The sequence below is a fragment of the Rhodococcus gannanensis genome (genome assembly GCF_042681175.1).
Taxonomy (GTDB): domain Bacteria; phylum Actinomycetota; class Actinomycetes; order Mycobacteriales; family Mycobacteriaceae; genus Rhodococcus_G; species Rhodococcus_G gannanensis.
This window is the reverse complement of record NZ_JBHUFB010000020.1, coordinates 608,129-619,843: the sequence shown is the minus strand read 5'-3', so window position 1 is coordinate 619,843 and position 11,715 is coordinate 608,129. Positions and strand designations below refer to the sequence as shown.

The window sequence follows — 11,715 nt, the reverse complement described above, 5'->3', positions numbered from 1 at the left end:
ATGTCACCACCAGGTGCGGGGGCGGACCCGGTTCGCGAGATCGACCAGCTCGTAGCGGTGCCGCGGGTCGCTCGCGTTGCGTGCCAGGGTCCGCAGCGCGGCTTCGGTGCCGCTGCGCAGTCCGGGTTCGGTGAACGGGACGCCGAGGAACAGGCCGCGCGCGGGGTCGGCGGTACGGCCGGACCGCACCCAGTCGAGGGCTGTCCCGAGGACGGTCGCGCGCATCTGCGGCACGCGCCCCTCCTCGGTGGGCAGCGCCTCGACCCGGCGGGCCGCATCCCGCAGTGCCGACTCGTCCAGCTCCGCGATCGGGACTCCCGACAGTCGGGTGAGCGCCGCCGTCATCCGAGCGGTCGCGAACAGCCGTGAGGTGGCGGGGACCTGGTCGAGTGCCGCCACGGCGCCGCCGATGTCGCCACTGTCGGCGAGCTGGCGCGAGAGCCCGAACGCCGCGCTGACCGATCCGTGGTCGGTGCGCCACACGACCCGGTAGTACTTCTCCGCGAACGCCCGCCACTGCTCCCGGTCGTCGGTGTGCCAGTCCTGCAGGATCAGTTCCGCCGTCGCCGCCAGTGCCAGCTTCGGCGCGATCTCGCCGGGCAGTGCCGCGAGCGTCGCGTCGAAGCACGTCATCGCCGACTCGTACTCGCCGTCAAGCAGCGCAACCATCCCGCGATACCAGTCTACGCGCCAGTTGCCGCCCTTCGGCAGGGCGACGGCGTCGAGGATGCCTCCGGCGGCCTCCGGGTCACCCAGGTCGAGGAGAGCCCTGGCCTCGGCGAGCGCGATCTCCACCGTGAATCCCGGATGTCCGTCGACGGCCCGGTCGAGCCCCTTCGCGCGGGCCCGGCGGATGGCGTCGAGTGTCTGCTCCGGCTCCGCGTGGACCATCGCGTCGATCTGTCCGGAGCTGGGATCGGACGGATCGGTCAGCGGAACGGCCAGTGCTGCAACGACATCGCGGGCGGTCATCACGCCGTCGTGGCGACGGCCGTCGACGTAGACGTCGGTGCCTCGCACCGCCCAGTCGGTACCGAAGACCGTCCGGGCCGGACTGAACACCTCCGAGGGTCCCGGCCGTTCCTCGCCGGTCTGCTTCGCGAGCACCTCGCGCAGCACCCCGGTCAGCTGACTCGCGGCGGTCGCGGTGTTCGCGAACCGTCGTTCCGGCTCGGGGTCGGTGGCGCGCAAGAGGAACCGGTACAGCGACTCGTGCTCGGCCAGCAGCGGCGCGTCCTCGGGGAGGGGGATGCCCGTCCGGTATCGCCCCTTCTCCGAAGGCAGGTTCAGGCAGAGCACGGCCAGGGTGCGACCGATGGTGTAGATGTCGCTGGCGACGGTCGGTCCGGTGCGCAGGATCTCCGGCGCCTGGTACCCAGGTGTGCCGAACAGATACCCGAAGTCCTCCAGCCCGGCCACCGCGCCGAGGTCGATCAGCTTGACCTGGTCGTCGGTGATCATGATGTTCTCGGGTTTGAGGTCGTTGTACGCCAGACCGATCGAGTGCAGGTGGTCCAGCGCGGGCAGAATCTCCAGCACGTACGCCGCCGCCTGCTCGACGGGAAGCCGATCGTGGTGGGGCCGGGTACGCAACAGGTCGCGCAGCGAGTGCCCGCCCACGTACTCCATGACGATGAAACCGACCGTGCTGCCGTCGGATTGGGGGTGCTCCACGAAGTTGAAGATCTTCACGATGCTCGGGTGCTCGACCTCGGCCAGGAACTGCCGTTCCGCCAGTGCCACCGCCTGCGCCTCGGAGTCGCCGGAGTGCAACAGCCCCTTGAGCACCACCCAGCGGTCGCTGACGTTCCTGTCCACGGCCAGGTAGATCCAGCCGAGGCCGCCGTGCGCGATGCAGCCCTGCACCTCGTACTGGGCGGCGACGATGTCGCCCTTGGTGAGCCGCGGGGTGAAGTCGAACCCGGCGCCGCACGACGGGCAGGTGCCGGTGGTGTCGCCCGTGCCGCCGCGTCCGACCGGGGTCGCGCACTTCCAGCAGTAGCGTTTGTCCACGAGCACAACGGGATCCGCCATCACCGCGGTGGCCGGGTCCGGTGACGAGACGGCGGGGACCTCAACGAGGCCGCCGCCGATCCGGCGCCGGACCGTCGTCCGGGAGCGCTGAGAGCGACTGCGGCGCCCCGTGGTCCGCGCCGATTCCGCCGGCGCCGACATCTCCTGCGGGGCCCGGCTCGTCGGCGTCGCCGCCTGCGTGGCGGACGACGGCTCGTCCTGCGCCGCCGCCGGCTCGCCCGGTGATTCGGTGTCGTCCACGTCAGTCCTCGTAGCGCGGTGTCGGCGGGGCGGGAGCAGGTCCGAGGGGTGCGAGCCAACGGTTGTGGATGCGCTGCCACGTCCCGTCACCGCGGATCCGGTCGAGCGTCGCGTTCACCTGCCGCACGAGGTCGGTGTCGGCCTGGTTGACGCCGATCCCGTACGGTTCGACGCTCAGCCGCGGACCCACCAGCTCCAGGTTCGGGTCCTGCGCGGCCAGTCCGGCGAGGATCGCGTCGTCGGAGGTGACCGCGTCCACCTGGCGCTGCTGCATCACCACGAGGCAGTCCGCCCAGCCCGGCACCGACAGCACAGTCGCATCCGGTGCCAGGGCCTGTACACGATGCAGGTTCGTCGTCCCCGCGACGGCGCACACCCGCCTGCCCCCGAGATCGCCGATACCTCGGATGCCGGACCCCTTCAACGCCAGAACGCGTTGTCCGGCCTCGAAGTACACCGTGGAGAAGGCGATGGTCTGCCGGCGTTCACAGTTGATCGTCATCGTCTTGACAACGATGTCGACGGACCTGTCGACCAGGGACTGCACCCGGTCCGCCGAGGTGAGCAGGTGGTACTCGATCCGGTCCGGGTCGCCGAACAGGTCGCGGGCCACCTCGCGGGCGATCTCGACGTCGAATCCCACGATCGATCCCGTGGCCGGATCGCGGAAGCTGAACAAGTTGCTGCTCGTGTCGAGCCCGACCACGAGCCGTCCTCGTTCACGGATGCGATCCACCGACGGCGTCGGGACGGCGCTGTCCGCAGGCAGGGGCCGAAGGCTCGCGGTCGGGTCGCCGCACGACGGCTCGGGTGCGGTCGACGGTGCGGGCGGTGCGATGGTCGCCCCCGACGGCATCGGCGGCGGTACCAGCAGCGTCCGCGGTGCGTGCGCGACGTCGTCGCTCGGTGCGGCGCACCCGGCGAGGACCGCGGCGAGGGCGAGGGTGACGGTCGCCAGCGCGAGCCGCCCGGTCACTGGTACTCCCGCAGACGTGGCCACAGGCCCACCGCGATACCTGCGACGGCGATTGCTGCCAACCCCACTGCCCCCGTGGCCAGTCCGGTCAGCGTCGTCACCGCACGCTCGACGCCGGAGCGAAGCGCGGTCCGCGTCTCGCCGATTGCATGGGTCAGGTACGCGTCGGCCGTCGCATACTGGATCGCGGACTCACCCGCGGGGCCGACGGCGACGGAGACGGCGCCGTCCCAGTCGCCGCCGTCGAGGAGGGCCATCAGCCGGTCGTGCGCGTCCGCCCAGTCCTCGAGGGCGCGGTCGGCCACCGCGACCTCGTCGGCACCTTCGCGCATTCCGCCCTGCACCACTCGCTCGAGGAGGGTGTCGAGGTCGGTCAGGTGCTGCTGGAACTGGTCGTCGTAACGGCCGGTGAAGTCCCGGCGCACCAATCCGAGCGTCTCGTCGGCCCGGGCCTGCTGCGTCACGATGCGGCCCGTCGTCAGCTCGGACAGCGGCCGCGCGCCCTCGTCGAGGGCGCGGGAGGTGGACGCCGCGGACACCAGTCCCGCAACCACCAGCCAGACCAGCGATGCCGTAACGGCCACCGACGCGAGGATCAGACCGGCGTTGAGCCGTCGCCGGGTCCACCGCGCCAGCAACAGTTGCGCGACCACCAGGGCCACGAGCGTCACCATCAGCAGGACGATCGCCGGCCAGGGCGGCGTCGCGAACTCCGCCTGCATCCGCACCACCCGCGCCGACTGCACCGAGTGCAGCTGCTCGGCCAGGGGCAGCAGCGTCGACTGCATCATCGTCGAGGCCTCGCTGAGGTACGCGGAGCCGACCGGGAGCCCGTTCCGGTTGTTGACGCGGGCCGTCTCGACGAGGCCCGTGTACATCGGCACCCCCACCGACAGTCGGGCCAGCAGGTCGTGGGAGGTGGTGTCGGAGTCGTCGATGCCCGCCGCGGCGTCGACGAGGTCCGCCGACGCGTCACCGACGGCGAGCGTGTACCGGTCGCGGACCTCCGTCGGTTCGATGCCGCCCGCGAGGAAAGCCGTCGTCGCCGCCGCATCCGCGATCGACAGTGCGCTGTAGATGTCCTGGGCCGCATGGGCGAGTGGTTCGACCTCGCCGTGCAGGGTGTCGAGAGTCTGCTGTCGGTCGGTCACCTGTACGGCGGCGACCACACCCGAGAGGATCGCGATCGCGATCAGTCCGACGGCGAGTGCGGTGATCCGAAGCGGCGTGGTGCGTGCGAGGGCTCCGGCACGCACGGGCACCGAACCGGTCCCCGTTCCGACGCCGCTCGGGCACGTCGACGGGGCGACACGAACAACCACCGCGCATCCCCTTCGCACCTGGCTCGAACGCCGGACAGAGGGCAGCATATAAGCAGTACCCGCGCTTCGCGTCGAACGACTGACTATCTTCGAGGGCACATGATTCGTCCCGTGTCCGGTCCTCCGACCGGGTGCCGGGCAGTCGGAACACGGGGCAGGTGAGCGAAGTCGATGCGCGGTGACGGGGACGGTTGGGCCGAAAGCGATGACGGCAGCCGGTACTGGGGGCGTCACGGCGCCGCCGGACTGCTGCTCCGGGCGCCGTCACCGGGCGGGGGATCGGCGGTGCTGCTCCAGCACCGTGCGGCGTGGAGCCATCAGGGCGGAACCTGGGCGTTGCCCGGCGGCGCCCGGGACTCCCACGAGACCACCACCCACGCCGCGGTCCGCGAGGCGGGCGAGGAGGCGGGAATCGGCGCCGGCCACGTCCAGGTCCGCGCCGAACGTGTCACCGCCCGCGCCGCAGGCAGTCCGTGGACGTACACGACCGTCGTCGCCGACGCCGCGACCACGCTGACCACCGTTCCCAACGGGGAGAGCACCGAACTGCGCTGGGTGCCCGAGGACCAGGTCACCGACCTGCCGTTGCACCCCGGCTTCGCCGCCAGCTGGCCCGGCCTGCGCGCCACCCCGGTCCGGCTGCTGCTCGACACCGCGAACGTCCTCGGGTCCCGGCCGGACGGCTGGTGGCGCGACCGCGCCGGCGCCACCGGCAGGCTCCTCGCCGACCTCGCCTGCACCCTGCCCCGAACCATCGAGCTGCCGGACGGCGGCTTCGGCTGGCTCCCCCGCGTCGAAGCGGTGCTGGAGGGCCGGGCCGTGGACGCCGTCGCGGTGGACGACCGGGTGCCCGTGCACGTCGCGGCGGGCAGCGGCGACGACACCCTCGCCGAGCTGGCGTCGGCGACGTCGCCCGCGGCCACGCTGACCGACGTCGTGGCCGAGCTGACCGCCGTCGTCACCGCCGACCGGGGCCTGCAGTCACGGCTCCCGGAGTCGGTGCTGCGGCTGTCGCCGTCAACGGTCCTGTCCTGGCTGGCCTGACCCGGGCACTCCACCCCGCCCCCGCCCGGCCCGCACCCATGGCTGAACGTGGCGTTCATCTCGCTGAAGCGCATGAACGTGGCGTTCATCCCGTCAGCCGCGTCCCAGCCGCGGCGCCAATCGTGGTGCCCCAGGCATGGCTGAACGTCACGTTCATCTCGTTGAAGAGCGTGAACGTGGCTTTCAGCCATTCGACGGGGGATGCGGGCGGGCCCGCGGAACGAGGGTGCGCGTCAGTTTCTCGCGGCGATGTTGTGGTCCAGGGCGTCGGCGAGCGAGCGGGCGGCGGCCTGTGGGTCGCGGGCCTCGGTGATCGCGCGGACCACGACGATCCTGGTCGCGCCCGCGTCCAGGACCTCCGGCAGACGCTCCTCGTCGATCCCGCCGATCGCGAACCACGGCATCGTCGGCTGCGACTCGGCGACCTGCCGGACCAGGTCGAGGCTCGCGGCGGCGCGCCCGGGCTTCGTCGGCGTGGCCCACACCGGACCGGTGGCGAAGTAGTCGACGCCCTCCTCGATCGCCGCGAGCTGCGCCTGCGCGCGACTGCCCGTGGACCGGCCGATCACCACGTCCGGCCCGACGACCTCACGCGCGTAGTGCACAGGGAGATCGCCCTGCCCGAGATGCAGGACGTCGGCGCCCGCGGCGAGCGCCAGGTCGGCGCGATCGTTGACGGCGAGCAGCGCACCGTGCCTGCGGCAGACGGCAGCCAGCTCGGCCAGCGCGGCCAGCTCCTCCTTCGCCTCGATCCGGCCGAACTGCTTCTCGCCGGCCGAGCCCTTGTCGCGGAGCTGGATGACGTCGACGCCACCGGACAGTGCGGCGTCGGCGAACTTCGCCAGGTCACCCCGCTCGCGACGGGCGTCGGTGCAGAGGTACAGGCGGGCGGTGGCGAGACGTTCGCGTGGGGTGGGTCGTCGACCGGCATGCGAGGTGGGCACGCGTCCAAAGGTAGTCTCTGGAACAACAGAGTGACACGGGAGTCCCGGCGAACGCGGGGCTGAGAGGGGGCTCGCGGGCCCCGACCGTCAGACCTGACCCGGATCATGCCGGCGCAGGGAGTGAGGTGGAGTGATGAGTGGAACCGTCGCGGTGATCGGTGGCGGCGTGATCGGACTGTCCGTCGCCTGGCGCGCCGCGCAGGCCGGCTGGACTGCCACGGTGTACGACCCGCACGTCGGATCCGGTGCGTCCTGGGTCGCCGGCGGCATGCTGGCCCCGCTGTCCGAGGGCTGGCCAGGGGAGGACGCGGTCCTCGACGTCGGTGCGGCGTCGCTCGACCGGTGGCCCGAGTTCGGCGCGGAGCTCGAGCGGCTGACGGGCGAGGCGCTGTTCACCTCCCAGAGTTCGATGACGGTGGCGCTGGACGCCGCCGACGCCGCGGACCTGCGGACGGTCGCCGAGTGGCTCGACGGTCGCGGGTACCGGCTCGACCTGCTGACCCGAGCCCAGATCCGCGCCGCCGAACCCGGGTTGGCTCCCACCATCCGGCTCGGGCTGTCGGCCGAGGCGGAGTTCGCCGTCGACAACCGCGCTCTGGTGCGGGCGCTGCGCGCTGCCGGGGAGGCGGCGGGGGTCCGCTTCGTCGCCGAGGCCGTCACCGATCCGGACGAACTCGCCGCCGACCGGGTGGTGATCGCGGCCGGGACCGCGTCCGCACGACTGTGGCCGGGGCTGCCGGTCCGCCCGGTCAAAGGCGAGGTGCTGCGGTTGCGGCACCGGCCCGGTGTCGCCCCGGCGCCGTCGCGCACGATCCGCGCCAGCGTCCACGGACGGCCCGTCTACCTGGTGCCGCGCGGCGACGGTCTCGTCGTCGGCGCGACCCAGCACGAGTCCGGAGAAGACACGGCCGTCACCGTCGCGGGCGTCCGCGACCTGATCCTCGACGCGCAGTCGCTGATGCCGAGCCTCGGCGAGTACGAACTGCACGAGGCCACCGCCGGACTCCGGCCCATGAGCCCCGACAACCTGCCGATCCTGGGCCGGGTGTCGGAGAAGGTGGTGGTTGCCGCGGGCCAGGGCCGCAACGGGATCCTGCTGACACCGCTGTCGGCGGACGCCGTCGTGGCGGAACTGGCAGGAAGCCCGCTGGCGGAGGTAGCGGCCTGCCGCCCCGACCGTTTCGGGGTGACCCTGCCGGAGGTGGGCACGACAGTGCCCGACACACGAGTGAGGATGGGATGACGAGCAGCGTGAACATCGGGATCACCGTCAACGGTGAGGACCACCAGCTGACCGAGGAGTTGACGGTGTCGCAGCTGCTGGCGCACCTCGGGCTTCCGGAGAAAGGCATCGCGGTCGCTGTCGACGGCGCGGTGTTCCCTCGGACCTCCTGGGACCGAGCGGTCGAAAAGGGTTGGGAGATCGAGATCCTCACGGCGGTGCAGGGTGGCTGACGACGTGTTGACGATCGCAGGCAGGCAGTTCGGGTCGCGGCTCGTCATGGGCACCGGCGGCGCCGCCAACCTCGCCGTCCTGGAGGAGGCGCTCGTCGCGTCCGGCACCGAGCTGACCACCGTCGCGATGCGACGCGTCGACGCCGTCGGCGGCACCGGCGTGCTCGACCTGTTGCGCAGGCTCGGGATCGGGCTGCTGCCGAACACCGCAGGCTGTCGAGGCGCCGCCGAGGCGGTGCTCACCGCACAGCTCGCGCGGGAGGCGCTGGAGACGGACTGGGTGAAGCTGGAGGTCATCGCCGACGACCGGACACTGCTGCCCGACGCCATCGAACTCGTCTCCGCCGCAGAGCAACTCGTCGACGACGGCTTCACCGTGCTGCCCTACACCACCGACGACCCGGTCCTCGCCAAGCGACTCGAGGACGTCGGATGCGCCGCCGTCATGCCGCTGGGTGCACCGATCGGGACCGGCCTCGGGATCTGCAACCCGCACAACATCGAGATGATCGTCGAGGCCGCCGGGGTGCCGGTGATCCTCGACGCGGGCATCGGCACCGCGAGCGATGCCGCCCTCGCGATGGAGCTCGGCTGCGACGCGGTGCTGCTGGCGACAGCGGTGACGCGGGCGAAGGACCCCGCCATGATGGCGGCGGCGATGGCGTCCGCGGTGACGGCGGGCCGGCTGGCACGGAACGCGGGACGTATCCCGAAGCGGTTCTGGGCGCAGGCGTCGTCACCGGCACTCGACTCCTGACGGCCCACCACGGTTTCACCCCTGACGGCTCGCCACTGTTCAGTCCTGACGGCTCGCCGTCGCGGCGGTAGGCTCGAAAAGGTGAGCGAGCAGCACGGACACCATGGCAAGGACGCGAACGGGCACCACGGGGACGGCGACTTCCGGATGGCCGCACCCGAGACCATCGACGTGACGCCCGAGATCGACGAGATCGGCGAACTCCTGCGCAAGTCGGGCCGCACCCGTCCCGACGACGGTCCCGACGCGCCGTGGCGGCACGGCTACCCGTACGACAAGAAGATGACGCGGCGCCAGTACGAGCACCGCAAGCGGGCCCTGCAGATCGAGCTGCTCAAGCTGCAGGCCTGGGTCAAGGAGAACGACGAGAAGATCGTCATCATCTTCGAGGGGCGTGACGCGGCAGGCAAGGGTGGCGCCATCAAACGGTTCACCGAACACCTCAACCCCCGCGGCGCTCGCGTCATGGCACTCGAGAAGCCGACGGAGCGGGAACGTACGCAGTGGTACTTCCAGCGCTACGTCGCGCACCTGCCTGCGGGCGGCGAGATCGTGCTGATGGACCGCTCCTGGTACAACCGGGCCGGCGTCGAACGGGTCATGGGTTACTGCACGCCGACCGAGTACCTCGAATTCACCCGCTCGGCACCGGAGTTCGAGCGGATGCTCGTCCAGTCGGGCATTCACCTGGTCAAATTCTGGTTCTCCGTCGGACGGGAGGAGCAGCACGCACGGTTCGTCGCCCGCAGCACCGACCCCGTCAAGCAGTGGAAGCTCTCGCCGACCGACCTCGCCAGCCTCGACAAGTGGGACGCCTACACCGAGGCCAAGGAGAACATGCTGTTCTACACGGACACTCCGCATGCGCCGTGGACGATCGTCAAGTCCAACGACAAGAAGCGGGCCCGGCTCGAGGCGATGCGCTGGGTGCTCGCCCGATTCGACTACACCGACAAGGACACCCGGATCGTCGGGCGCCCGGACTCGCAACTGATCGGACCGCCGCAGACGGTGTACGACGAGGGCGAGATGCCGTCCGAGCGTTTCCCGACCCTGCCCGAGGCGGCCGGGAACGGTCAGGTGCGCTGACCCCGTCCGCGGCCGACCCGGGACGTGAAACGAGCCGATCCGCAAGGAGATCGGCCCCACCCCGACAGACGCGACGGCTCGGTGTCAGGGTCAACCCCCACCGCGTGTCATCCTCCGGGATGACACGCCACGCGACCACCGGGGGATGTGCGATGCCCGATTTTCCGGAATGCTGGCGGTCATGATTGAAGTGAGGGGACTGACCAAGAGGTTCGGTGACGTCACCGCGGTCGACGACCTGACGTTCACCGTTCGGCCCGGAATCGTCACCGGATTCCTCGGACCGAACGGCGCGGGCAAGTCGACGACGATGCGGATGATCCTCGGCCTGGACCGGCCCACGTCCGGTGCCGCGTTGATCGACGGCAAGCCGTACCACGACCTGAAGCAGCCCCTGCGCACCGTCGGCGCCCTGCTCGACGCCAAGTGGGTGCACCCGAACCGCTCCGCCAAGGCGCACCTGCAGTGGATGGCCGCGTCGAACGGGATTCCCGCCTCGCGTGTCGACGAGGTGCTGCGGCTGGTCGGACTGTCCGAGGTCGCGGGCAAGAAGGCGGGCGGATTCTCCCTCGGCATGGCGCAGCGGCTCGGGCTGGCGGGCGCACTGCTCGGCGATCCGAAGGTCCTGCTCTTCGACGAGCCCGTCAACGGTCTCGATCCCGAGGGCATCGTCTGGATCCGCAAGTTCATGCAGCGTCTCGCGGCCGAGGGTCGCACGGTCCTGGTGTCGAGTCACCTGCTGTCCGAGATGGCCTTGACCGCAGAGCATCTCGTGGTGATCGGCCGTGGCCGGCTCATCTCCGACTCGCCCGTCCAGGAGTTCGTCGACCGCGCCTCGGAGGCCGGGGTGCGCGTCCGGAGCCCCCAGCTCGGCGCGCTGCAGGAGGCGCTCACCGCGCAGGGCATCGCCTACCGGGAGGACGGCGCAGGCACGGGCACGGCGGCGCTGATCGTCGCCGGCGCCACCACCGACGTGGTCGGGCAACTCGCGGGTGACAACGGCATCGTGCTGCACGAGCTGTCCGCACAGCGGGGCTCGCTGGAGGACGCCTTCATGAAACTGACCGGGGACGACGTGCAGTACCACGCCGACGTGATGGGAGGGGCGCTCTGATGGGTGTCGTGACAGCCGAACGAATCAAGCTCACCTCGACGAAGTCGCCGTGGTGGTGCACCGTCGCAATCATCGTCCTCGGGCTCGGGCTCGCCGCCGTGATCGGGTTGACGTCGAAGCTGGGCCTGGAGGCGTACCAGAAGGACGTCGCTGCGGGCGCGGACCCGAGTGTCGAGCCGTTCCTCCCGACCCTCGCCGACGCACTGAGCGGCATCACCGGGTTCGGTGTGCTCGTGCTGATGATCCTCGCGGCACTGGCCGTGACCAGCGAGTACCGGTTCGGCATCATCCGCACCACCTTCCAGGCGGTGCCGAAACGCGACACGGTGCTTTTCGCCAAGGCGGGGCTGATCGGCGTGTTCGGCGCGCTGCTCACCTTCGTGCTCACCTTCGGTGCGTACGCGATCGCGAAGGCGACGGCGGGTGCGGAGGCGGGTGTCCGCCTGACACTCGACGGCGGCGATGCGTGGCGCGCCTTCTACGGCGTCCCGATCTACGCGCTGTTGTGCGTCGCGCTGGCCGTCGGCGTCGGGTCTCTGGTTAGGCAGTCGGCGGGCGCGATCACCCTGCTGCTGCTGTGGCCGCTGCTGATCGAATCCCTCTTCGGTCTGTTCGGCAGCTTCGGCCGCGAGACCCAGCCGTTCCTGCCGTTCGCGAACGCCAACCATTTCCTCGGCTCCGACCAGGGCAGCATCGATTTCCACTGGGGTCCGTGGGGCAGCCTCGTCTACTTCATCGCG

General features: G+C 71.0%; 11 protein-coding genes and 1 riboswitch. Of the genes, 7 read left to right on the top strand and 4 right to left on the bottom strand.

Going from position 1 to position 11,715, the window contains the following annotated elements; all coding sequences use genetic code 11:
- Positions 1–3: 3 nt before the first annotated feature.
- The 3 genes from ACFSJG_RS23635 to ACFSJG_RS23625 are packed head-to-tail and all read right to left on the bottom strand — an operon-like array spanning position 4 to position 4,512.
- Positions 4–2,274: a serine/threonine-protein kinase gene (locus ACFSJG_RS23635; RefSeq protein ID WP_378487660.1), complete on the bottom strand. Its 2,271-nt coding sequence runs from the start codon at positions 2,272–2,274 to the stop codon at positions 4–6.
- Between the two features lies 1 nt (position 2,275).
- Positions 2,276–3,250 carry a transporter substrate-binding domain-containing protein gene (locus ACFSJG_RS23630; protein WP_378487659.1) on the bottom strand — a complete coding sequence of 325 codons (975 nt, stop codon included), beginning with the start codon at positions 3,248–3,250 and terminating at the stop codon, positions 2,276–2,278.
- Positions 3,247–4,512, bottom strand: coding sequence for a hypothetical protein (locus tag ACFSJG_RS23625; protein WP_378487658.1), 1,266 nt, complete (start codon positions 4,510–4,512; stop codon positions 3,247–3,249). The genes ACFSJG_RS23630 and ACFSJG_RS23625 overlap by 4 nt, the downstream gene beginning before the upstream one ends.
- A gap of 231 nt (positions 4,513–4,743) precedes the next feature.
- On the opposite strand from ACFSJG_RS23625, the gene ACFSJG_RS23620 reads away from it, so the two are divergent.
- Positions 4,744–5,616: an NUDIX hydrolase gene (locus tag ACFSJG_RS23620; RefSeq protein ID WP_378487657.1), complete on the top strand. Its 873-nt coding sequence runs from the start codon at positions 4,744–4,746 to the stop codon at positions 5,614–5,616.
- 233 nt (positions 5,617–5,849) lie between these two features.
- On the opposite strand, the gene thiE is transcribed toward ACFSJG_RS23620, so the two are convergent.
- Complete coding sequence (thiE, locus tag ACFSJG_RS23615) at positions 5,850–6,560, bottom strand: thiamine phosphate synthase (RefSeq protein ID WP_378487656.1); 711 nt, start codon at positions 6,558–6,560, stop codon at positions 5,850–5,852.
- A 25-nt stretch (positions 6,561–6,585) separates the two neighbouring features.
- Positions 6,586–6,697, top strand: a riboswitch (TPP riboswitch).
- Here thiE and thiO point away from each other — a divergent pair.
- From thiO to ACFSJG_RS23585, 6 genes are all read left to right on the top strand, one after another.
- The gene (thiO, locus tag ACFSJG_RS23610; RefSeq protein ID WP_378487655.1) at positions 6,694–7,803 is read left to right on the top strand and encodes a glycine oxidase ThiO; all 1,110 of its coding nucleotides are present in this window, start codon (positions 6,694–6,696) and stop codon (positions 7,801–7,803) included. (Overlaps the previous riboswitch by 4 nt.)
- The gene (gene thiS / locus ACFSJG_RS23605) at positions 7,800–8,015 is read left to right on the top strand and encodes a sulfur carrier protein ThiS (RefSeq protein WP_378487654.1); all 216 of its coding nucleotides are present in this window, start codon (positions 7,800–7,802) and stop codon (positions 8,013–8,015) included. The genes thiO and thiS overlap by 4 nt, the downstream gene beginning before the upstream one ends.
- Entirely contained in the window at positions 8,008–8,772 is a 765-nt protein-coding gene (gene thiG, locus ACFSJG_RS23600) for a thiazole synthase (protein ID WP_378487653.1), read from the top strand. The genes thiS and thiG overlap by 8 nt, the downstream gene beginning before the upstream one ends.
- A 147-nt stretch (positions 8,773–8,919) precedes the next feature.
- Positions 8,920–9,861 carry a polyphosphate kinase 2 gene (gene ppk2 / locus ACFSJG_RS23595; RefSeq protein WP_378487931.1) on the top strand — a complete coding sequence of 314 codons (942 nt, stop codon included), beginning with the start codon at positions 8,920–8,922 and terminating at the stop codon, positions 9,859–9,861.
- 181 nt (positions 9,862–10,042) lie between these two features.
- Entirely contained in the window at positions 10,043–10,975 is a 933-nt protein-coding gene (locus tag ACFSJG_RS23590; protein WP_378487652.1) for an ABC transporter ATP-binding protein, read from the top strand.
- The coding region (locus ACFSJG_RS23585; protein ID WP_378487651.1) for an ABC transporter permease at positions 10,975–11,715 on the top strand (741 nt) is incomplete at its 3' end. The genes ACFSJG_RS23590 and ACFSJG_RS23585, both read left to right, overlap by 1 nt.